Source organism: Clostridium sp. AWRP (assembly GCF_004006395.2).
GTDB lineage: Bacteria > Bacillota > Clostridia > Clostridiales > Clostridiaceae > Clostridium_B.
Genome location: NZ_CP029758.2, coordinates 981,215 through 1,004,897, shown reverse-complemented (window position 1 = coordinate 1,004,897; position 23,683 = coordinate 981,215). Strand labels below are relative to the sequence as shown.

Annotated in this window: 17 protein-coding genes; 2 read left to right on the top strand and 15 right to left on the bottom strand. The window is 30.5% G+C overall.

Features of this window, described 5'->3' with window-relative positions; translation table 11 throughout:
• Nucleotides 1-4 precede the first annotated feature (4 nt).
• The 7 genes from DMR38_RS04445 to DMR38_RS04415 form a co-directional block, all read right to left on the bottom strand.
• Nucleotides 5-2,077: a chemotaxis protein CheA gene (locus DMR38_RS04445; RefSeq protein ID WP_127720184.1), complete on the bottom strand. Its 2,073-nt coding sequence runs from the start codon at nt 2,075-2,077 to the stop codon at nt 5-7.
• Nucleotides 2,078-2,089: 12 nt separating this feature from the next.
• Complete coding sequence (locus tag DMR38_RS04440) at nt 2,090-2,857, bottom strand: protein-glutamate O-methyltransferase CheR (RefSeq protein ID WP_127720183.1); 768 nt, start codon at nt 2,855-2,857, stop codon at nt 2,090-2,092.
• 4 nt (nt 2,858-2,861) lie between these two features.
• Complete coding sequence (locus tag DMR38_RS04435) at nt 2,862-3,977, bottom strand: chemotaxis response regulator protein-glutamate methylesterase (protein WP_127720182.1); 1,116 nt, start codon at nt 3,975-3,977, stop codon at nt 2,862-2,864.
• A 22-nt stretch (nt 3,978-3,999) separates the two neighbouring features.
• Nucleotides 4,000-4,488, bottom strand: coding sequence for a chemotaxis protein CheD (locus tag DMR38_RS04430; RefSeq protein WP_127720181.1), 489 nt, complete (start codon nt 4,486-4,488; stop codon nt 4,000-4,002).
• 24 nt (nt 4,489-4,512) lie between these two features.
• Nucleotides 4,513-4,959 (bottom strand): chemotaxis protein CheW, encoded by a 447-nt coding sequence (locus DMR38_RS04425; protein WP_065077683.1) that lies wholly within the window; start codon nt 4,957-4,959, stop codon nt 4,513-4,515.
• 124 nt (nt 4,960-5,083) lie between these two features.
• Nucleotides 5,084-7,036: a flagellar assembly protein A gene (locus DMR38_RS04420; RefSeq protein ID WP_127720180.1), complete on the bottom strand. Its 1,953-nt coding sequence runs from the start codon at nt 7,034-7,036 to the stop codon at nt 5,084-5,086.
• Nucleotides 7,037-7,098: 62 nt separating this feature from the next.
• The gene (locus DMR38_RS04415) at nt 7,099-7,926 is read right to left on the bottom strand and encodes an aminotransferase class IV (protein WP_127720179.1); all 828 of its coding nucleotides are present in this window, start codon (nt 7,924-7,926) and stop codon (nt 7,099-7,101) included.
• Between the two features lie 517 nt (nt 7,927-8,443).
• On the opposite strand from DMR38_RS04415, the gene DMR38_RS04410 reads away from it, so the two are divergent.
• Nucleotides 8,444-9,088, top strand: coding sequence for an HAD-IB family hydrolase (locus DMR38_RS04410; RefSeq protein ID WP_127720178.1), 645 nt, complete (start codon nt 8,444-8,446; stop codon nt 9,086-9,088).
• Nucleotides 9,089-9,161: 73 nt separating this feature from the next.
• On the opposite strand, the gene DMR38_RS04405 is transcribed toward DMR38_RS04410, so the two are convergent.
• The 3 genes from DMR38_RS04405 to DMR38_RS04395 all read right to left on the bottom strand — a co-directional run bounded on the left by DMR38_RS04405 (nt 9,162) and on the right by DMR38_RS04395 (nt 15,138).
• Nucleotides 9,162-9,509 carry a DUF1292 domain-containing protein gene (locus tag DMR38_RS04405; RefSeq protein WP_127720177.1) on the bottom strand — a complete coding sequence of 116 codons (348 nt, stop codon included), beginning with the start codon at nt 9,507-9,509 and terminating at the stop codon, nt 9,162-9,164.
• Between the two features lie 442 nt (nt 9,510-9,951).
• The gene (nifJ, locus tag DMR38_RS04400; RefSeq protein ID WP_127720176.1) at nt 9,952-13,464 is read right to left on the bottom strand and encodes a pyruvate:ferredoxin (flavodoxin) oxidoreductase; all 3,513 of its coding nucleotides are present in this window, start codon (nt 13,462-13,464) and stop codon (nt 9,952-9,954) included.
• A 609-nt stretch (nt 13,465-14,073) separates the two neighbouring features.
• On the bottom strand, nt 14,074-15,138 hold the full coding sequence (locus DMR38_RS04395) for an undecaprenyldiphospho-muramoylpentapeptide beta-N-acetylglucosaminyltransferase (protein WP_127720175.1): 1,065 nt from the start codon (nt 15,136-15,138) through the stop codon (nt 14,074-14,076).
• A gap of 255 nt (nt 15,139-15,393) precedes the next feature.
• Between DMR38_RS04395 and DMR38_RS04390 the strand changes: the two genes are divergently transcribed.
• Nucleotides 15,394-16,197: a helix-turn-helix domain-containing protein gene (locus tag DMR38_RS04390; protein ID WP_127720174.1), complete on the top strand. Its 804-nt coding sequence runs from the start codon at nt 15,394-15,396 to the stop codon at nt 16,195-16,197.
• Nucleotides 16,198-16,293: 96 nt separating this feature from the next.
• Here the strand turns inward: DMR38_RS04390 and DMR38_RS04385 are convergent, their stop codons facing one another.
• The 5 genes from DMR38_RS04385 to arcA form a co-directional block, all read right to left on the bottom strand.
• Nucleotides 16,294-18,303, bottom strand: coding sequence for a methyl-accepting chemotaxis protein (locus tag DMR38_RS04385; protein ID WP_127720173.1), 2,010 nt, complete (start codon nt 18,301-18,303; stop codon nt 16,294-16,296).
• 269 nt (nt 18,304-18,572) lie between these two features.
• The gene (gene arcC, locus DMR38_RS04380; RefSeq protein WP_127720172.1) at nt 18,573-19,538 is read right to left on the bottom strand and encodes a carbamate kinase; all 966 of its coding nucleotides are present in this window, start codon (nt 19,536-19,538) and stop codon (nt 18,573-18,575) included.
• 50 nt (nt 19,539-19,588) lie between these two features.
• Nucleotides 19,589-21,019: an arginine-ornithine antiporter gene (gene arcD, locus DMR38_RS04375; RefSeq protein WP_127723899.1), complete on the bottom strand. Its 1,431-nt coding sequence runs from the start codon at nt 21,017-21,019 to the stop codon at nt 19,589-19,591.
• Nucleotides 21,020-21,124: 105 nt separating this feature from the next.
• Nucleotides 21,125-22,126 carry an ornithine carbamoyltransferase gene (gene argF / locus DMR38_RS04370; protein ID WP_127720171.1) on the bottom strand — a complete coding sequence of 334 codons (1,002 nt, stop codon included), beginning with the start codon at nt 22,124-22,126 and terminating at the stop codon, nt 21,125-21,127.
• 88 nt (nt 22,127-22,214) lie between these two features.
• Nucleotides 22,215-23,495 carry an arginine deiminase gene (arcA, locus tag DMR38_RS04365; protein WP_127720170.1) on the bottom strand — a complete coding sequence of 427 codons (1,281 nt, stop codon included), beginning with the start codon at nt 23,493-23,495 and terminating at the stop codon, nt 22,215-22,217.
• Between the last annotated feature and the right edge of the window lie 188 nt (nt 23,496-23,683).

Here is a 23,683-nt window from a genome sequence, read left to right as displayed (position 1 = left end):
CTCCTTATACCAGGGCAGCAACATCCAATATTAAAGTTACAAGTCCATTTCCCAATATGGTTGCTCCCATATATTCTTTCAAATTTTTCAGTGTTTTTCCAAGAGGTTTTATAACAATTTCCCTCTGTCCAAGTAAAGAATCTACCATAAGTCCTACAGTTTTTTCTCCTACTCTAACTATTACTATATAATTTTTACTGTTGTCTGATTTTTCAACACTAAGTTTTTCATAAAGTCTTATAAGAGGTATTACATTTCCATTATATATTATAACTTCTTTATTATTAGTCATCTTCACTAAATCATCTTTATAATCTATAACTCTGTCTACATAGCTTAAAGATATGGCCATGGTTTCATCCCCTACGCCTACAAGAAGTACTTGAATTATCTGAAGTGTAAGTGGAAGTCTTATTATAAAAGATGATCCCTTGTCTTTTTCACTTACAAGCTCTACTGTTCCACCAAGAGAGGATATTTTTGTCTTTACTACATCCATTCCAACTCCTCTTCCTGATATATCTGTTACCTCAGTATTGCTGCTTATTCCCTGCATAAATATTAGATTCTTTATGTCAGCTTCTGTCATTCCTTCAGTATTTATACCTGCATTTTCTGCTTTTTCCCTTATTTTATCTACAGGTATTCCACTTCCATCGTCTTCAACTTTTATTACGGCTTTAGTTCCTTCCTGATAGGCAATAAGTTTTATTTTACCTACAGGATCTTTTCCCTTTGCAATTCTTTCTTCCTTAGATTCCACACCATGATCTGCTGCATTTCTAAGCAAATGAATTAGAGGCTCTCCAATTTCATCTATTACTGTTCTGTCAAGTTCTGTATCTGCTCCTTCAATTATAAGTTCCATATCTTTATCAAGTTCTACGGATAAATCCCTTATCATCCTAGGAAATCTGTTAAATACAGTATCAAGAGGCAGCATTCTTATCTTCATTACTAAATCCTGTAAATCTGAAGTTGTCCTTGCCACCTGCTCTAAAACTTCATTTAATTCGTTTAACTTATAGCTGCTGCTAATTTGCTCCATCCTTGTCCTATTTATAACCAATTCAGATACCATGTTCATAAATTTATCTAATCTTTCCAGATCAACTCTTACAGACTGATGCATTTTTTTATGAGGTTCCTTTTTAGGAGGATTTTTACTTTTATTTTTGGTTATTGCTGCTGGTTTTGGCTTTACTACTTCCGTGGCAGCTTTCTTTTCAGCTTTAGCTTTTACCTCTTCTTCTTTTTTAGTTGAATCTGATTCCATTATCTTTGCTTTTTCTGTCTGGATGTCCACATCTTCCACAATAACTTCTTCTACCTCAGATATGTTCATTAAAAGTTTATGGACATCTTCTGAGGTACTTTTAGTTAATAAAACAAGGCATATTTCAAATTCAAAATTTTCATTTTCTATATCCTCTGTACTAGGAATAGACTTTATTATTTCTCCTACTGCTTCCAAATCCTTAAATATTAAAAATGCCCTTGCAGATTTCAAAAGAGTACTTTCACTAAGTTTAATTTTTATTTCATAAGCATTAAATTCTTTGTCCTCAGCCTGTTTAACTACATTTATATCATATTCATTCAATTCTACCATAGAATCTTTACCTTTAGATTCTACTGCAGCATTTTGTTCCTGAACATTATCTTCTTTTTCAGGCTTCTTAGCCTCACTACCATCTTTTTGACCAGATATACTTTCCAATTCTTCAATGATACCCTGAATAGGGGTTTCTTCATCTACCCCATCTTCTATATTTTTTATCATCTGTTCAAGAGTATCTAGGCACTTAAATAAGACTGTAACTACATCTTGATTTACTTTTAGCTGTCCATCCCTAAACTCAGATAGTACATCCTCCATTTTGTGAGTAAGTTCAGCCACTTCGTTAAATCCCATAGTAGCTGCCATTCCCTTTATTGTATGTGCTACTCTAAAAATTTCATTTACCTTATCTATGTTATCTGGTTCTTGCTCAAGCTGAAGTAATGATTCATTAAGTGTTTGCAAGTTATCCATTGATTCCTCTAGAAACATAGACATATACTGCGACGTGTCCATTTTATTCCCTCCTTATAGCTTTCTATATATAAAGGTAGAAGCCTTCTCAAAGCCATAATCTCTATAATTGTATATGCTTTCAGTGGCCCCGACAAATAGTAGTCCTCCTTTTTTAAGCGACTTGCTAAACTTTTCATATATTTTATCTTTTACATCTTGATTAAAATATATTACCACATTTCTGCATATTATTAAATCAAAGTTACTTTCATAATTTTGAAGTATTAAATCATGCTTTTTAAATGTGATTAAATTTTTTATTATAGGGCTTATAATATATTTATCGTCCTTTATTGTAAAATACTTATCTAAATATTCTTTTTTTACATTCTTTACTTCTGATAAAACATATTCTCCTTTTTTAGCTCTTTCAATTATAGTATTATCTATATCTGTTGCAATTATGGTATGTCTAACTCCATGGGACAATTCATCTAAATACATAGCCACTGAATAAGGTTCAGCCCCAATTGAGCAAGCTGCACTCCATATTTTCAAAGGACTATTTTTAGGAAGTAATTCTTCCTTTAATCTAACTTTTAATTCCTCAAATATATCCGGATTTCTAAAAAACTCAGATACATTTATAGTTATAAAGTCTAAAAACTTCTGTCTTTGCTCTTCGTCCCTTTTTAAGAGTTCTATATATTCATCTATACTTTTGGCTCCTACTCTGGACATCAAGCTGTTTATTCTCCTATGTAACTGGTTTGGTTTATATGCAGCTAAGTTTATACTGAATTCTCTCAAAACCCACTGCTTAAAATAAGCCATATCCATAAGTCTACCTCCCACCAAACTTTATTATTTTTACTATTTCATTTGCTATTTTGTCTATTGGTAAAACTAAATCCACTTTTCCTGTGGCATAAGCTGCTTTAGGCATACCATAAATAGTACAGGTTGACTCATCTTCAGAAAGTGTAATTCCTCCATTTTCCTTTATCTCTACAGTTCCCTGTGCTCCATCTCTTCCCATACCTGTCAAAACTGCACTTATAATATTTTCTCCATATACTTTTGATGCAGATATAAATAGCTTATCCACTGCAGGCCTTACTCCCCAAATGGCAGGTTCTTTGTTCAAATGTATTCTCTTATCTCTCCATACTTCCATATGAAATCCACCAGGTGCTACATAAACAGTATCCTTTTCAACATTCATACCATCCTCTGCTTCTAATACTTTTATTTTTGAATTAGAATCCAATCTATCTGCAAAGGCCTTAGTAAATCCTGCAGGCATATGCTGTACCACAAATACCGGCACTCCCATGTTTTGAGGAAATTGTGTTATAACTGAATAAAGTGCTTTAGGCCCTCCAGTAGATGCCCCTATCACCACTGCATTTATATCTCTTTTAATTTTTCCATCTACATTTGAACTTGTGGCATTTAATGTGGAAACTTTTTGATTTTTTGATATAGACAGTTGTATATTTTCTTGTGCTTTATCTTGTGCTTTATTTAGTTTAACCGTATTTGCCAGGTAGGCTTCTTTTATCTTCTTTATAAGCTCATTTTTAACTTTATTTATATCCAAAGATATCGTACCTGAAGGCTTAGGTAAAAAATCAAAAGCACCCATATCAAGACATTCCATAGTACGCTGTTTTCCTTCCTTGGAGACACTGCTTAAAACTATTACAGGTATATTAATATTACTTTTCTTCAATTCTCCTAGTGCTGTTATTCCATCCATCTTTGGCATCTCTACATCTAAAGTTATTACATCAGGCATATTGTTTTTAGTAAAATTTAACGATAGTTTCTCTAAAAGATCCTTTCCATTTCTAGCAGTCCCTACAACCTTTATAGCTTCATCTTCGCCTATCATGTCCGAAATAATTTTTCTCATTAATGCAGAATCATCTACTACTAAAACCTTAATTTTTCCCAAGCATTATCACTCCATTAAATTTTTAAATTTCCTTTATCCCAATTCCTACTGTCTTTATCTTGACACCTCCATCATTGGTATCAAATATCATAGTTCTGCCTTTATTGCCTCCTAGATCTTCTGCTAATATTGAAATAGAATTTTCTCTTAATATACTTTTTACAGCTTCCCCATTCCTACTTCCTATATTCATAACTACACTTTTATCTGAGAAATTAAACATAGAAGCCCCACCTGCTATTTTAGCCTTCAAATTTCTTTTATTTACACCTAAGGCTTCTAATTTTTTTATCAAAATAGGAATAGCTAAATCTGCAAATTTCATTGGATTTTTTGTATTTGTAAATTGGGTGCTGTCCGGCAGCATTATATGTGCCAACCCACCTATACATTTTTCTTTATCATATAAAGCTATACCTACACAGGAACCCAAACCAATGGTTATAATTCTATCAGGAGAACTTGCAGTATTCATGTCTGCTATTCCCACTCTTATCTCTTTTATATCCATAAATATACACCTTTCAAATTTTAATTATATGAGTTCCTTTTCTTCCTCCGTAAGTATTTTATCAAGATTTAAGAATATTATTATTTTGTCCTTTATTTTAATAAGTCCTTTTATATATCTTTTTGATATTTGAGATGCTATATCAGGCGCCTCTTCTATATCTGCAGTATTTACATCCGTTACTTCAGATACAACATCAACTATTATTCCTATTTTATTTCCATCCTGTTTTGTAACTATTATCTTAGCCTCATTACTTTCCTCAGCTGAAGCAAAACCAAATTTCTTACTTAAGGATATTATAGGGAGTATATTTCCTTCATAATTTATGACTCCCTCTACAAAGTTAGGAGAATCCGGCAGCTTCGTAGTCTCTTCATAACCCAAAATTCTCTCTACTTCCATAATATCTGTAGCATAGTACTCACCATTTATACTAAATATCAATACTTTTATTTCTTTGCCATCCATTTGAAATCCTCCTTAAATAATATTGTTAGCCATCCTTGTAAATCCTTATTTAAATCAATTATTACATAATTATAGCATATATCTACTTAAAATAGCATAAATCATGCATTTTGCAACAGGATTTTTATAGAACAAATTTGTCAACTACTATATCCCCTTCCTTCAAATATACATGTACATCTTTACTTGGAGAATCTAGAATAATTTCTTTGTTTTCAATTTTAAATACTGTATTGTGATAAGCCACATCTGCCCATATATTTCCATCTTTACTTTCTACTTGAAGCTTCGTAGAAACCCCTGCCTCACTTCCTACAATTTTACACTTTATTTCATTTTCAGCTTTCAGTGTTCCCCCTCTTGCCACACTCTTTTCTTGCAAAAATTCAATGGAACCATTGGCAGTAATTTGTGACACATATTCTCCTCTTCCTTTTATTATTATATCACCAGAACTCTGTATATTGGAGTCCTGACAGTAAGATAAAACCACTTTCACAGGAAGTGCAGTTGTGTTTTTTAGTTCCTTTATTTTATTTTCAACAATTTTCATTAATTCATTTAACTCAGAACAACTTTTAATACTTATGGGTCCCATTCCTATAAGTTTGGTTTTGATAAATTTTACAATTTTATCCTCTTGATAATCATCACTTTCAACATTCAAGTCTGCAATTACATTTATGCCCAGCTTAATAAGTCCTTTAAATTTACTTTCTAATAATATCTTTATTATTTCCCCATCCTTTTTACTTTTACCAAGCAGGTTATAGTCTTTTATCTCTTTTAAAGCCCCCACTAACTGTTCCATATTCTTATTAAATTTGCTCAGGTGTTCCACAGCCTTAATTTTCTTTACGCTGTCACCACCACCACATATTTGAGAACTAACAACAGTTTGTCCTATAATTACATCTCCTTTTACATTTAAACTGGCCCTTTCTACCTCTTTATCCACAATAAGGTCGCTGCCACATTCTACTTTCATGCCTTCTTTTACATTTCCATGTATAATTACATCTCCAATAAAATTTATATTTCCAGTACTTATATCCACATCTCCATTAATCTCATGTACCTGATGAACATAATAAATGTTACTTTTTATGGAGGGTTTACCATCTATTGATGCTTCAACAGTATTTTCATCTTTAAGTATACATCCATTTCCAACCTTTACTTTAATTTGTTTTATTGGTTTGTATTTCAAAACCTTTCCAGTAACATCAAATCCATCTTTACCTAAAGTGCCATTATGCTTTACTGCAATTATATCTCCCTTTTTTACAACATTTATGGTACCTATACTTTTAAAGTCTATATTTCCCACTGTATCTTCTTTTAAAACTACCGAGGTTTGAAACTTATTCTCTAGAAAATCATCTTTACCGTTTACAGCTTCTTTTCCACAAGCTACTACAAGTTTTTTATCACCGTTTACAGCTTCTTTTAAATTTTCTTCCATTATACCATAAACCACTTTATTATTAGATAATTCGTTCTTAATTTCATTTACTGTATACATAGGAGGCTTTATTGATTGAATTATTTCTCCTTCAAAATTCACTTTATGACTTTCATCTTTGTCTTTCAACTTGTAAACGTTTTTAGTTGTATATTTAACTTCAGCATATGCTTTCATCCTGTCATCAGATAGATATATATTCATCTGTCTTTTTGGTTCATTTTCCTCAAAAACTACTTCTATTTTATTTTTGCTAAATACTTCACATTTGTCCTTAACTTCAACTCCATCTACAAAAATAGATATATTATGTCCCCTATACATTACCGCAGGTTTCCCATCTTCAATAGGATCCTTTACAATTATTTTCCCATTTTCTAATTTTATGGTTCCATCTTTTTCATTTGTTTTTACAATTTCCTTCTCTGTAACAGAATTTACATTGCTCTGGTCTTCTTCGCCAAAAGATACTTCTATTATTACTTTTTTTCTAAAAAGCAATTTGCTTTTCTTAACAACCTTATATTGTAACTTGTCTTTTGGTATATTTAGTTTACAGCTGGCAGATTCTAAACATTCCTCTAGTGAAGTACCATGAAACAATTCTTTCATAATTATCTCCCCCCAATTAAAAACTTCAATATCATATATAATCTATCTTAAGCCCTCTATTTTTAATCCCTATCAAAATTTTCTATGTCATCCCTTACTTCTTTATCGTATGCTTTCATAATTTTAAGCAGTACTTTATTATTTGAAGAATCAAATTTAACGTTTTCCACTTTTTTTATAGGCAGTACTTTTGGCGATGTACCGGATATAAACAGTGCATCAAATTTTTCTACATCTTTATAACTTACATCTTTCTCTAACACCTCAAACCCCATTTTGCTGCAAATATCCATTACAATCTTTCTCGTAGTTCCAGGAAGAACATTTTTTAATGGTGCAGTTACAATAGTATTACCTTTTATCATAAATATATTAGACTTACTTCCTTCTGTAATATTTCCACTATTATCAACAAGTATAGCTTCAAACACCTTCTTTTCTTTTATCGTACTATCCACCTTAGTTCTAAACTCATTATTTATCACTTTTGCATTTGGATTTTCTCTTTCTCCATGATAAAAGATAGTGTCTACTCCTACTTCATACTTTTCTAGAGATGGATAATTATAAGGTAAGAAATAAGCTAAAAAAGTATTCTTTTCATAGAAATTAAAAATAATCTTTATATTACCCATGGAAATTTCATTTGCCTTTATAAGTTTTAATATATTATTTTTGATATCTTTTTCATTAAGCCATAATCTTAAATTAGTTATTCTTGCTGAGTTTTCCATACGTCTTAAATGTAACTTTAAAAAAAGTGGTTTTCCATCTATAATACGTATTACCTCATATATAGACTTTCCCTGCTTAAATTCACTTTCACTGAATTCCCTTTTATCTTTTAATTCATTATTATATAAAAAAAATTTTTCAATACATTTGCTCATGTAAATCCCCTTTTCATATATTTTATTATTATTTATAATATAATTTAAGTAAATGTTGCCATTTAATCCTTATTATATTCTATCATTATCTACAAGTTATTTTCTACATTGCAATGATTAATTTAATAATTTTAAGAATAATGTGAAGCAAAGCTTTGCAAGTTAAGAATTAATAATGAATAATTAATAGTGAAGGATGATTTTTAGCTATCGCAAAAAATCTTTAAATTTATATAAGTCAAAGCTTAATAATGTTTTGCTTTAGCAAAACGAGTCCTCAAAAATCGAATTAAAGATTTTTTGTAGTGTAACGAAAAAAAATCCACATTAACTATTAATTCTTCATTATTAACTATTAATTAAACTATTGTTTCCCAATTTTTTTATATTATAATTCTAAACAAAGCTTCCTACACTAGATAAAGTTTTTAATAAAAGCAAAGTATGATATTATAGTTAAAGAAAATCAATTCGTGTAGCACATGCTACACGAGATATCATAGAGGAAGTGATTTATTTGGAAAGACTCGCAATATTCGACGTAGACTTTACTCTAACAAATAGTGAAACTTTAATGGAATTTTACATATTTATGGTAAAAAAACGTCCTAGGCTCATAGTATATGCACCTTTTAGCATTATGTCTGCCCTTTTATTTGTATTGAAGATTTTTAGTGCTAAAAAAGCCAAAGAAAACTTTATTGCATTTATAAATGGAATAAGTGAAAAGGATATGGAACTTTTGACAAAAGAATTTTACGAAAAAAGATTGAGTAAAATATTTTATAAAGATGCATTGTATACCTTGAAAAAATTTAAAAATAATGGCTGCAAAATATATCTAATATCTGCTTCTGCAGAATTTTATTTAAAAGAACTCTATAAAATAGAGGAAGTTGATAAAATAATAGGTACACGATTTGAAATTGTAAATGGAAAACACACTAGAAAAATCCTAGGACAAAACTGCAAAGGAGAAGAAAAAGTAGCAAGACTTATGGAATCTTTAAAAAAAGACAACATAGAAGTTGACTTTAAAAATTCTTATATGTTCTCAGATTCACTATCTGATTTGCCCCTCTTTAAATTGGTAGGTAATCCTTATCTTATAAATTACACAAGAAAAGATAACCAAGGAATTGAAGTTTTAAGGTGGAAATGATATCAATTCACAATTCACGGTTCACAATGCACAATTAATTGTGCACTGTGCATTGTGAATTGTGCACTGAATATTATTCTTCTTCCATTAATTTCTCGTAGTACTTTGAAACTTCGTCAAATTCGTTATCTTCTGGAATAACAAGTTCACCTTCATTTTCTACTTTAAATAAATAAGTGGAACCATTCTCATGATTCTCAACTACGGCATATTTTCCTTCTTTATATTCAAAACCGTCAACTATTTCGCAGGAAACTATATTTCCATTTTCATCCTCTAAATCTACTATTAAAGGATCGGAATCTTCACAGCCGCATCCACAGCCGCAGTCATGTTCATGTTCGTGTGTTTCTGTGCAGCCACAATTTTCTTCTTTGCTAGTACAACCGCAGTTGCATTCATTTAAATTTTCTTTATCCATAAAGTAAACCTGGCATTTATTATTTTATCAGTATGTTACAAATATATTTGCCAGGAATCTTCACCTCCTTTTAACTGTTATGTTCTAATTTTAACCTTAATTGCTCTATAATAAAAGTATTTTTTTAATGTTTTTAAATGGACAAACTAATTTATTTTCCTGCTGTAATAATAATTGCCAAGCAAAGCTTCGCAAGTTAAGAATTAATAATGAATAATTGATAGTGAAGGATGATTTTTAGCTGTCGCAAAAAATCTTTAAATTTATATAAATCAGCAATGTTGCGCTTCAGCGAAACGAGTGGTGAAAATCTTAATCAAAGATTTTTTGTAGTGTAACGGAAAAAAATCCACATTAACTATTAATTCTTCATTATCAACTATTAATTAAAAAAGTACCAGACAGCTTAAGCCATCTGATACTTTTTATTAAATTTACTTGATTACTGTTCACTATCAAGCTTTTTATATCCTGCAATTCTTTGAAGAGCATCTTTCTTAGTCTTTTCAAATAATGCATCTGCCTGATCTGGGAATTGTTTAGCAAGTGAAGAGTATCTTACTTCTCCCATTAAGAATTCCTTGAAATCTGTAGTTGGTTCTTTTGAATCCAAGCTAAATGATTTCTTTCCTTCTTCTTTTAATTCTGGATTGTATCTGTAAAGTGCCCAATATCCACAATCAACAGCTCTCTTAGCTTCTCTCTGGCTCTTTCCCATTCCAACTCTTAAACCATGGTTGATACATGGAGCATAAGCTATTATAAGTGATGGTCCATGATAAGCTTCTGCTTCATGAATTGCTTTTAATGCCTGATTCTTATCAGCACCCATTGAAATCTGAGCTACATAAACATATCCATAACTCATAGCCATCATTCCAAGATCTTTCTTCTTAGTCTTCTTACCACTTGCTGCAAATTTAGCTACAGCAGCTGTTGGAGTTGATTTTGAAGATTGTCCACCTGTATTTGAATATACTTCTGTATCAAGTACAAGAATATTTACATCTTCATTTGAAGCTAAAACATGGTCTACTCCACCGTAACCAATATCATAGCCCCAACCGTCTCCACCGATTATCCAGTGGGATCTCTTTACTAAGAAGTCTCTATTTTCATAAATATCATTTAATAGAGTATTATTACCCTTTTCTTTTTCAAGTAAAGCTGTTATTTTATCAGCTCTTTCTCTTGTTCCTTCGCCTTCAGTAAAGTTTTTAATCCAGTCTTCGAAAGCAGCTTTAAGTTCTGCACTTAAACTACCCTTTAAAGCTTCTTCAATTTTATCTTGAAGTCTTTCTCTTGTCTGTTTAACTCCAAGGAACATACCTAATCCATATTCAGCATTATCCTCAAATAATGAGTTAGCCCAAGATGGACCATGTCCTCTGTAGTTAGTTGTGTATGGAGTTGCTGGTGCTGATGCTCCCCAAATTGATGAACATCCTGTAGCATTTGCTATCATCATTCTATCACCAAATAATTGGGTTACAAGTTTAACATAAGGAGTTTCTCCGCATCCTGCACAAGCTCCTGAGAACTCAAGTAATGGCTGCTCAAACTGACTTGCTTTTACACTGTATTTGTTCTTCATTGGGTTATCCTTATGAGATACAGTATTGACTGCATAGTCCCAGGCTTCTGTCTTTGAAAGCTGAGTATCTACTGGCTTCATAACAAGAGCTTTTTCTTTTGCTGGACATACATCTTCACAGTTTCCACATCCTGAACAATCAAGTGGTGAAATAGCCATTGTAAATTTAAGTCCCTTTGCTCCATTTGCATCTTTAGCTTCAAATCCTTGAGGTGCTTTAGCTAATTCCTCTTCAGTTGTAAGAACTGGTCTTATAGCTGCGTGTGGACATACAAATGAACACTGGTTACATTGTATACATTTGTCTACTTGCCATTCTGGAACATTTATAGCTATTCCTCTCTTTTCATAAGCTGCAGTTCCTGCTGGAAATGTACCATCTTCCATTCCTAAAAATGCACTTACCGGAAGTTTGTCTCCATCTTGTCTATTCATAGGGTTAACTATCTTTTCTATGAATGCTGGATCTTTCTTAGCTTCTACTGCTTCATCCTTAGCATCTTTCCATGAAGCTGGAACATCTATTTTAACTACTGCATTTACACCCTTGTCTATAGCAGCATTGTTCATATCTACAACTTTTTGTCCCTTCTTACCATAAGAAGTTACAACTGCTTCTTTTAAGTACTTAACAGCATCATCTATTGGAATGATATTTGCAATCTTGAAGAATGCAGACTGGCATATCATGTTTACTCTTCCACCAAGTCCAATTTCCTGTGCTATTTTAACAGCATTTAGTGTATAGAAATTTATGTTATTATTTGCTATATATCTCTTCATTGAAGCTGGTAATTCTTTTTCCAATTCTTCTGGAGTCCAGATTGTATTTAATAAGAAGTTACCACCTTTTTTAAGTCCTTCAAGTACATTATACTTGTGAACATAAGATTTATTGTGAACTGCAATAAAATCAGCCTTATCTATAAGATATGGTGATTTTATTGGTGATTTACCAAATCTTAAGTGAGAAACTGTTATTCCACCAGATTTCTTTGAATCATATGCAAAGTATCCTTGAGCATACATATCTGTATGGTCTCCAATAATCTTTATAGCACTCTTGTTTGCTCCAACAGTACCATCTGATCCAAGTCCCCAGAACTTACAAGCTGTAGTTCCTTGTGGTGTTGTATTTATATCTTCTCCTATAGGTAATGAAGTATTTGTAACATCATCAACTATACTTAATGTAAATCTATCCTTAGGTTTATCTGATTTTAAGTTTTCAAATACTGGTAGAATATGTGATGGTAATACATCTTTTGAACCAAGTCCATATCTTCCACCAACTATAACTGGTTGTACTTCTTGTCCATAGAAAGCATTCTTAACATCTAAGTAAAGAGGTTCTCCAATTGATCCTGGTTCTTTTGTTCTATCAAGAACTGCAATTTTCTTAACAGTCTTTGGTATGTATTTCATAAAGTGTTTTATTGAAAATGGTCTATATAAATGAACTGTAAGTAATCCGACTTTTTCACCTTTTGCTGTTAAGTAATCAATTACTTCTTCTACAGTTTCACAGACAGAACCCATAGCTATTATAATTCTCTCTGCATCTTTTGCTCCATAGTAATTAAACAAGTGGTATTCTCTTCCTGTAAGTTTAGTCATTTCTTGCATATAACCTTCGACTATCTCTGGAAGTGCTTCGTAGTACTTATTTGAAACTTCTCTTTCCTGGAAGTATATATCAGGATTTTGAGCTGTACCACGAGTTACTGGATGATCTGGATTTAAAGCTCTTCTTCTAAAATCATTCAAAGCTTTCTGATCAACTAATTTTGCTAATTCTTCATAATCTAATAATTCGATTTTTTGAATTTCATGAGAAGTTCTGAATCCATCAAAGAAGTTTACAAATGGAACTCTTCCTTTTATTGCTGATAAATGTGCTACTGCTGAAAGATCCATAACCTGTTGTACTGAACTTTCTGCAAATAGAGCAAATCCAGTTTGTCTTGTTGCCATAACATCTTGATGGTCACCAAATATGTTAAGTGAATTTGCAGCTACTGCTCTAGCTGATACATGGAATACTCCTGGTAATAATTCACCAGCAATCTTATACATATTAGGTATCATAAGTAATAAACCTTGAGAAGCAGTATATGTACTAGTCAACGCTCCTGCTTGTAGTGAACCATGTACAGCTCCTGATGCTCCAGCCTCTGATTGCATTTCCATAACTTTTACTTTTTGTCCAAAAATATTTTTCTTTCCTTTAGCTACCCATTCATCTACATGTTCTGCCATTGGTGATGATGGAGTTATTGGATAAATAGCTGCTACATCAGTAAATGCATAGGAAATATAAGCAGCAGCAGTATTTCCATCCATAGTTTTCATTTTACGCATAAAAATTCCTCTCCTTTTCCAAGTATATAATTAAATCTTTTTATTAAACTAGCAATAGTATAAAATAACCTACATTGTACTATTTAGATTTAATACAAAACATAATCTTAAATAACTATACTTATTTTTTATATGCAATTAATACAGCTGTATTACTACCATTAGTACAGTAAATAGAACAGCATTTTTTATAATTAAAAACTTGTATTAAACATCTAAAAAAGCACATTGAAAAGTACTTAACTATCTTTATTAATTTAAGTATCTTATGTATTCTACTATTTTAATATACATCAAAATTCTAAACATGTAAAATACATTTTGGAAAAATTAAAAATTAATTTAAAATCTTATATTACAGGTGTGCATTTTTTATAATACAGTTTTATCTCAATTTATAATAACCTGTAAAAATGAATACAAGTAATGCTTTTCACCTTTGTTTATAACTCTACATTATTATCTACTATTTTTCAAGTAATTTATGGTATTTTTTAAATTTTTGTGGTTGTTTTGCACTAAATAGCTGTTTAATTGTTAACATTTTTTTATATAACAGCTTTTTAAAACGGTTTTTTAAAGTTATTCTATGAATTTTTAATATTAAACTTAAATACTGCATTTTTCTATTAAATTTATGATTTTACCTACTGCATCCTGTACAGGACTTGCCTCCATATTATTTATATATTCATTTCTAGAGCTATATAGTTTAAAAATTCTATCTAAAAGTACCTGAGAAGTAAGTTCCTCTTCCTGGAGAACCATACTATATCCACTTTTTTCAAAAGAAGCTGCATTTAAAATCTGATCTCCTCTACTAGATTTTTTAGACAGTGGAATTAGCAAGTTTGGCTTTTTTAAAGCAAGTAATTCAAATATTACGTTTGCCCCAGCCCTAGATATAACTATATCTGCTGCATTCATTATATGCGGTAATTCTTCATTTATGTACTCAAACTGTACATATCCATTTCTCTCCTTAAGGGATCTATCTAAATTACCCTTTCCACATATGTGAACTATATTATAATTTTTCAAAAGCTCATTTAGTGAATTTCTAACTGTATTATTTATAAACATAGATCCTAGACTTCCACCTATTATGAGAAGTACTGGTTTCTCATTATCAAATCCACACATTCTCCTGCCTATTATCCTACTTCCATCTAGAAGTTCTTTCCTTATAGGAGTTCCTGTTAAAACTGAGTTATTGCCCTTTATGTTTTTTAAAGACTCTGGAAATGTAACACAAATCTTAGTACAATAAGGTGCAGACAATCTATTTGCAAGTCCGGGAGTTATATCCGATTCATGGGCAATGACAGGTACTTTATTTATATGTGCAGCAATTACCACAGGAACTGAAACAAATCCTCCTTTTGAAAATACTATGTTTGGTTTTTCCTTTCTTATTATAAGTATAGCTTGAAGTATTCCCTTTAAAACTTTAAATGGATCAGTAAAATTCTTTATATCAAAATACCTTCGGAGTTTACCACTAGATATTATATGGTACTCTATTTTTTGATCTTCTATTATTTTTCTTTCAATTCCGTTTTCGGTTCCTATATACTGTATGTTATATCCCAGTTCCTTTAATCTTGGAACTAAGGCCAGATTAGGTGTAACATGTCCAGCAGAACCTCCACCTGTAAGTATTATTTTTTTCAAGTTCTATTTCCTCCTCGTACAATTTTTCCAACTCTTAGATTTATTATAGTAATTATTTATGCTTTGTACAACAATAGGAGCAATATACATATTTATGAATTAAAATTTATAAATATGTATATTAAAATTTTAGTTTAATATTTTACAAGCTAGTATTTTAGGATAGTTATATTTAATTACCATAAAAAATGGAGTGACAACTTTAACAATAATGTGTATAATAATAAATGAAAATCTTACATGGAGGTCAAACCAATGGAATTAGAAAAAGAACTTATTTCTAAATTAGTAAAAATAGGATTTAACAAATATGAATCTATGATATATTTAACTTTATTGAAAAATCAAGAAATTACAGCTTATGAAGCTAGCAAGCGATCAGGCGTTCCTCAATCAAAGGTATATGATACAGTAAAGTCGCTTTTAAACAAAAATGTAATTATTAAAACCGGCTCTGACCCTTGTAAATACACAGCATTACCCTTAAAAGAATTTTTAGATATGTATAAAAAAGATACTAAATCTACAATAAGTTATCTAGAAGATAATTTAAATAGTATAAATGATTTAGAATCCATAAATTACTTGTGGCACTTTAATGATGCAGAACAAATAAAAGATAAAATTACATCTATGATAAGAAACGCAAATGAATCAATATATCTAGATATTTGGAGTAAAGATTACAATAATTTATATGATGAATTATTAGATGCTAAAAAAAGAAATATTAAAATAGTTTCCGTACTATATGGTAAAGTTGATGAAATAGGAAAAGTATTTTATCATGAAATGGATGGTATGAAAGAAGATGCTGCACTAAATGGAAGATGGCTTAGCTTAGTAATAGATCATAAAGAATGCTTGTTTTCAATATTTGAATCTGACAACACAAGCTACTGTATATGGACTCAAAACAAACCTTTTATGCTTGTAACTGAATGTTTTATAACTCACGATATATTTATTTCAGAAATATATTCCAAACATAGAAAAGAACTTGACGAAGAATTTGGTCCTAACCTGAAAAATATAAGGGATAATTTGGAAATAGGTTGACACTATTCTATTTCCAATTATAACCTTGATTGTGCTATATAAATGTACCCCAGATATTACACAACATTTCTTTGACAACTTCTTTGTTCAATCTTATCACGTTTTAAATAGCTGGATTGTTTCTAACAACTTTTTACTCATATTATTAATCTTTCTTATATTGTTAGATATCTTTTCCATACTAGCAAACTGTTCCTGCATTGAGGCGCTTACCTCTTCAGATGCTGCTGATTGCTGTTCACCGATACTAGATACATTCTCCATATTTTCAATTACTTCTATTTTGCTCTTCTTCATATTATTAGTTTCATCATTTAGCAAATTAATTTGGTGTATTAAATTATTAGAACAACTTATTACATCCTCAAAATTATTAATTGTACTCTTTAGCTTTATATTTGTGCTTTCTGATATAGCAGTAGTATTAGCCATTTGAACTTTTACCAAATTAATTATATCATCAATTTCACCTATTGCACTTTTTATTTTTTTTGATGAATCTGAAGAATCATTAGACAATTTTCTTATTTCATCAGCCACTACTCCAAAACCTTTACCTGCATCTCCTACTTTTACAGCTTCAATAGAAGCATTCAATGACAAAAGGTTAGTTTCTTTAGATATGGATTCTATAACTTGATTAATATCTTCCAGATATTTAAATTTTTTTGTTAAATCCTTTACTTTTTCATCCATAGCCCTAATAGAATTATTATTTTCTTCAAATTTTACCTTAAGTTCTTTGGCAGCAGTTAATCCAAGTTCATTTTTATCTTTACTTTTATTTGTTTCATTAACCATACTTCTCACATTACTATCTATATTATTTATGCTTTGCCCTAGAGAATTAACTTTTTCTAAGGTAATTGTCATATTTTTAGCTTGTTCTACACTTCCATTTGATATTTCTTCCATAGAATCTGTAACAATTTTACTTGTCTCTGTAACCTCACATATGCTTTTATCTGATTCATCGTTTCCAGCCTCTAAATCGTAAATCATCTGTTTCACATTTTTTATAAATTTTTGCTGTTTAGTAATCATGATATTAAAACTACCAACAAGATCACCTATTTCATCTTTAGTTCTAATATCTAGTGTTTCTCTGTAATCTCCATCAGCTAATAATTTTGTTTGCTCCTTAAATTTAAATATTGCCTTTAAAATTCTATTAATAATATATATTGAAATTAAAGAACTTATAATGATAGAAATAATAAACGAAATAATAAATCCTGAAATAAGTTTTGATAAAGGCTTTATTATTTCTATTTCAGGAATAGATAACACAAGAAGCCATCCTGTAGAACTTATTTTATCATAAACAAAATACTTGTTTTGTGCATCATAATCCTTTCCTTTGATTAATCCCTTACTTTCATTTTTAGATTTATTGGCTATCCTTGTATAAATGTAATTTTTTACACTACTCATATTTACATTCTTATTTGAAGACGGCAAAAAATTTTTATTCTTATGAATAATAAAATCATTATCTGAATCAACTAAAAACACATAATCATTTTTACCAATTTTATATTTTTGTGTAATATTCATAAGATAGTCCAAATATAAATCCTCACCTATAACACCTACAATTTTCCCATTAATTTTAATAGGCATCAAAATAGAAATAATACTTTTTTTGGTAGCTTGATCTATATAGGGTTTTGTATACACTAGCTTATTTTCATTCACAGCTTGAATATACCATTTCTGTTTTGTCACATCATAACCCTGTGGTGGTATCCAATTATCACTTCCAAAATATCTTTTATCACTAAGACCAACGTAATAAGCAATAACATATTTTTGTGATTGTTGTTTCATATGTAAATAATTTTTCATATTAGTTACATTAAAATTATTATAAAACTGTATATCTTCAGCCATTTGTTCTATAGCTTTTCCTTGACCTTCAATCCAATTATTTATATTACTAGAAACATTACTGCATGATATAGAAGCCTTTTGATTAAATTGGTCGTATAATATCTTTTCGCATATATTAAAGCTTATGATAGAACTTAGTAGCAAACAAATAAAATACACTATAATAATTATAGCAGTTCCCTTAAATTTTAAAGAATTTAACCTAATTTTCAAAATTCATATCCCCTCTATAAACAATAGGAACATTTCTTTTGGTATACTAAAATTGTATAATTATAGCCCCAATGTAGAAATGTTCCTAAAAATTGTATCCTAACAGTTCAATTTTAAATTTAATTCTAAAATAAGTGATTTTGAAATTTATAAAAGTATACATATATTTAGAAAAATGAACTCATAGGAATGTGAAAAATATAAAAGATGTGTTAAAATTTCATTTGAATAAGCCTTTTATCTTAAAGATTTTTTATACGTTGTTATACCTATATACTAGGGCATAATACTCTATCTGTTGATTTTATTGTCGTTCCAGTTTTTCCATTTAACGCATCTTTTGTTTTATCAAGTGATGCTATTATAGCTTTTCTTCCTTCTTTAGAAGAAACAAACTTTATGGTAGCTTTAACTTTAGGTAGCATACTTCCAGGAGCAAATTGATTTTCTTCTATATATTTTTTTCCTTCTTCTATTGTCATCGTATCTAAATCAATTTGATTTGGTTTGCCAAAATTAATTGCAATTTTGTCTACTGCTGTTAAAATCATAAGTACATCTGCATCCAAATCTTCTGCAAGCTTTTCTGCAGCAAAATCTTTATCTATAACTGCTGCTACTCCTTTTAGTTCACCGTTTCCATTTTTAACTACAGGTACTCCACCTCCACCAACGGTAATTAATACTTGTCCATCGTTAAATAACTTTTTAATGGTACTAATCTCTACTATTTTCTTAGGTTGTGGTGATGCTACAACTCTTCTATAGCCTCTCCCTGCATCTTCCTTCATCTTATATCCTTTTTCACTAACAATTTTTTCAGCTTCTTCTTTAGTATAGAAAGGTCCAATTGGTTTTGTTGGATTTTTAAACCCTTCATCATCCTTATCCACAACAACTTGAGTAATTACAGAAGTAACTGGTTTACTTATACCTCTCTTTACCAATTCACATCTTAGTGCCTGTTGAATATGATATCCTATCATTCCTTGACTCATGGCTCCACATACATCAAAAGGCATAGCTGGTGTTACTTTACTAGCATACTCATTTTGTATAACTATTCTCCCAACTTGCGGCCCATTGCCATGGACAATTACAATCTGATGTCCTTCTTCAATCATATCTGCTAAATAAACTGCTGTCTTTTTTATTACATCCAATTGTGCTTCAGCTGTAGCTGGTGCTCCTTCTTTTTGCAGTGCATTTCCGCCTAAAGCTACTACTATTTTCATTATTACTCCTCCTAAATCAAAATATATTTAACAATACGTCTTTCTATTTATCAACTTATTGACAATTTACCTGTTACTAACATAACTAATGCAACTATTCCTGCTACCAAGAAAATTAATGCTATCACTTTCTCATATGCTAAGAAAATATAATTCTTCTTGTTATTGCTATTGTTCTCTTTACTGGCAATCATAAATGCAGCTATGCCAATAGCAAAAAGTATAGTTTCTAACAAAACGTATTTTAACCCTGCTGCATATACTAACCATGCTGTATATATAGTTGCAACTGATGCAATTATAATATTTTTAGTTCTTCCATTTTCTTCTTTGTTCATTAATTGAAATTTTAGTCCAAACAGTGCGCTAAGAAAATAAGGAATTAATATAGCTCCGCTTGCTATTGAATATAATATTTGATAGGTACTACTGGAAAACAGTGTCAGTATAAGTGAAATTTCTACTAATATATTAGTAATCCATAGAGAATTTACTGCTGAACCATTTTTATTTTCTTTAGCAAATACCTTTGGAAACATACCGTCTTTTGCAGCTATATACGGAATCTCTGCTGCCAGAAGAGTCCAACCTAAAGTTGCTCCCAATAAAGAAATTACCAATCCTAAATTTATTACAATTGCTCCCCACTTTCCAACAACACTTTCAAGTACATATGCCATTGATGGAGTATCTAAACCAGAAAGACGAGCTCTATTCATTATTCCTAAAGATAACAATGTTATTAAAATATATATGATTAATGTTCCAACCAATCCTATTACTGTAGCTTTTCCTACATCATTTCTTCTTTTAGCTCTACCTGAAACAACTACAGCTCCTTCAATTCCTATAAAAACCCATAATGTTACTAACATAGTACTTTTAACTTGAGATACAATTCCCCCTAAGCTAGGAGTAGAACCACCCCAAAAATCTAAAGTAAATATATTAACTTTAAACATTATAATAGCTATAATTATAAATAGAAATATTGGCACTAACTTTGCAATTGTAGTGATAACATTTACTATAGCCGCTTGTTTTACTCCTTTTAATATCAAACCTTGAATAAGCCACAACATAATGGATGCACAAACAACAGATGCCAAATTATTTCCTTTTCCAAACACAGGGAAAAAGTATCCAACAGCTCCAAACATCATTACCAAATAAGATACATTACCAATTAGTGCACTTAGCCAATATCCCCAGGCTGAATTAAATCCCATGTAATCTCCAAAACCAGCTTTAGCATAACTATATATACCACCATTTAAATCTGGTCTTTTCATTGAAAGATTTTGATATACAAAAGCTAATGCTATCATACCAACTCCAGTAATTAACCATCCTATAATAATTGCACCTGCACTGGCTCCTTTTGCCATATCACCTGGCAGTGAAAATGCTCCTCCGCCAATCATTGAGCCGATAACTAATGCTATAAGTGAAAATAATCCCAATTTATTATTTTCTGACAATTCATTGTCTTCTACTAGTTTATTATCTTCCACAAATAAAACCTCCTAATTGTTTTATGAACTATATTGTTATTTTTATAACAATATAGTTCATAAACTATTTTATTAATCTCCTAAAGTAGCAACCATAACAGCTTTTATTGTGTGCATTCTATTTTCTGCTTCATCAAACACTACAGAATATTTACTTTCAAATACTTCATCTGTAACTTCCATTTCATTCAAACCAAATTTATCATGTATTTGCTTTCCAACTTTAGTTTTTAAGTCATGAAATGCAGGAAGGCAATGCTCAAATATAACTTTTTCATTTCCTGTCATCTTTATCATATCCATGTTGATCTGATAAGGCTTCAATAGTTTTATTCTCTGTTCCCAAACTTCATCAGGTTCACCCATTGATACCCAAACATCAGTATAAAGAACATCTGCACCTTTTACACCTTTAGCAACATCATCAGTTATTGTTATTTTAGCTCCGCTCTTTGCAGCTTCTTCTTTGCATTTATTTACTAATTCTTCTTTTGGAAATAATTCTTTTGGTGTTACTATTCTAAAATCCATTCCCATTTTAGAAGCCCCAATCATAAGTGCATTTGCAACATTATTTCTTCCATCACCAGAATAAACAAATGTCATCTTATCATATGGCTTATTTAAATGTTCGCTAGCTGTTAAAAAATCAGCTAAAACTTGTGTTGGATGATCTGCATCTGTCAATCCATTCCAAACTGGAACTCCTGAATATTTTGCTAAATCTTCAACAGTTTCTTGTGCATATCCTCTGTATTCTATACCATCAAACATTTTTCCTAAAACTCTTGCAGTATCTGCAGCGGATTCTTTCTTTCCCATTTGACTTCCTGTTGGTCCAAGATAAGTAACATGAGCTCCCTGATCCTGTGCAGCAACCTGAAATGAACATCTTGTTCTTGTAGAATCTTTTTCAAATAAAAGAACTACATTTTTTCCCTTCAACTTTTGTTCTTCATTTCCTAGGTATTTAGCTCTCTTTAAATCTCTAGCAAGATCAAGCATAAAGTTTATTTCTTTCTGTGAAAAGTCCATTAATGTTAAAAAACTTCTATTTCTTAAATTAAATCCCATGTCAATTTCTCCTTATTCGATAATTGTTTTATATCTTATTTTTTAATTTGTTATAACTTATCTTGTTATACTATATTAACTATTGGAATTATAAATTTTCTCTCCAAAGTGGCATACTCATACATCTTGGGCCGCCTCTTCCTCTTGATAACTCTGATGATGGCATAATATTAAGTTTTACTCCATACTCTTCGAGCAGTTTATTTGTAACATGATTTCTAGAATAAACTACTACTTCACCTGGGGCAATAGCTAATGTATTGGAACCATCATTCCACTGTTCTCTTGCAGCATGTATTTTGTCACCACCACCGCATCTTATTAATGTAATCTTTCTTCCAAGATATTTTTCCAATACTTCTTCTAATTCAATATTTTGTTTTACTACTTTTAATCCACTTGAACTATCTTTATCTTTTGTTATTTCATAAACAACCAAAGGTCCTTCAATTTCAGGATGAACAGTAAACTTATCATAATCAACCATAGTGAACACAGTATCTAAATGCATAAATGCTCTGGATACAGGAATCTGAAATGCTAAAATTGTCTTAAAGCTATTTCCTTTGCAGAACAATTTTCTACAAACTTTTTCTATTGAAGCAGAATCAGTTCTCTGAGAAATTCCAATAGCCAAAGTCTTGCTATTTAATATTAATTCGTCTCCACCCTCAATAGAGGTATTTTCGTCTCTGTCAAACCAAAGTGGTATATTACAATCCTTAAATCTAGGATGATATCTAAATATATATTTAGCAAATATAGTTTCTCTATTTCTAGTTTCTGTTCTCATATGGTTTAATGTAATACCATTTCCTATAGTTGCAAATGGATCTCTTGTAAAATATAGATTTGGCATTGGATCACATATAAATGGATATGAATCATTTACTTGATCATAAAGAGAAAATCTCTTATAATCTTTGAGTTCTTCTTTTCTAACTCCTGCCATCATTTTGTCAATCATATCTTTATTAGATAATCTTAAAAAATACTCTGTAAGTGCGTCTTTTAATGCAGGACTTTCTACTTTAGCTTCGTCAATAAATTCGCTAATAAAATTAAGCTTAGTATCTGTGTCATATAGAGATTCTGCTGCCAAATTCTCCAAGTAAAGAACTTCAACACCTTTATTTCTCAATATGTCAGCAAATGCATCATGTTCCTGCTGGGCTATTTTCAAGTAAGGAATATCATCAAATAATAACCTATTTAATAATTCTGGAGTAAGATTTTCTATTTCTTGGCCTGGTCTATGCAATAAGACTGTTTTTAATTTCCCTATTTCTGAAGTAACATTTAAAGCTGTTTTTGAAGTACCATTTTCAGAAGTAACTTCTGAATCTCTTCTTAAAACTTTAGTTTCCATCTTAATTTTTCCTCCCATCTAATATTTCGATAACTCAACATTACTTAATTTCAAAGTATATATATTAAAGTTTCATTTAATAATGCTATAGTACTAATCGCATTGGTAACCATCTAGGTGGTTACTACAGTTATTATTGTATGTTAACAAGATAACGTTGTCAATCCTTATTTTTCTATTTTTTTTTG

Excerpts from the sequence above, each read along its gene's own strand:
- DMR38_RS04445 (WP_127720184.1), bottom strand. The coding sequence starts at position 2,077 with ATGGACACGTCGCAGTATATGTCTATGTTTCTAGAGGAATCAATGGAT.
- DMR38_RS04440 (WP_127720183.1), bottom strand. The coding sequence starts at position 2,857 with ATGGATATGGCTTATTTTAAGCAGTGGGTTTTGAGAGAATTCAGTATA.
- DMR38_RS04430 (WP_127720181.1), bottom strand. The coding sequence starts at position 4,488 with ATGGATATAAAAGAGATAAGAGTGGGAATAGCAGACATGAATACTGCA.
- DMR38_RS04425 (WP_065077683.1), bottom strand. The coding sequence starts at position 4,959 with ATGGATGGCAAAGAAATAAAAGTATTGATATTTAGTATAAATGGTGAG.
- DMR38_RS04420 (WP_127720180.1), bottom strand. The coding sequence starts at position 7,036 with ATGAAAGAATTGTTTCATGGTACTTCACTAGAGGAATGTTTAGAATCT.
- DMR38_RS04415 (WP_127720179.1), bottom strand. The coding sequence starts at position 7,926 with ATGAGCAAATGTATTGAAAAATTTTTTTTATATAATAATGAATTAAAA.
- DMR38_RS04405 (WP_127720177.1), bottom strand. The coding sequence starts at position 9,509 with ATGGATAAAGAAAATTTAAATGAATGCAACTGCGGTTGTACTAGCAAA.
- nifJ (WP_127720176.1), bottom strand. The coding sequence starts at position 13,464 with ATGCGTAAAATGAAAACTATGGATGGAAATACTGCTGCTGCTTATATT.
- DMR38_RS04390 (WP_127720174.1), top strand. The coding sequence starts at position 15,394 with ATGGAATTAGAAAAAGAACTTATTTCTAAATTAGTAAAAATAGGATTT.
- arcC (WP_127720172.1), bottom strand. The coding sequence starts at position 19,538 with ATGAAAATAGTAGTAGCTTTAGGCGGAAATGCACTGCAAAAAGAAGGA.
- argF (WP_127720171.1), bottom strand. The coding sequence starts at position 22,126 with ATGGGATTTAATTTAAGAAATAGAAGTTTTTTAACATTAATGGACTTT.
- arcA (WP_127720170.1), bottom strand. The coding sequence starts at position 23,495 with ATGGAAACTAAAGTTTTAAGAAGAGATTCAGAAGTTACTTCTGAAAAT.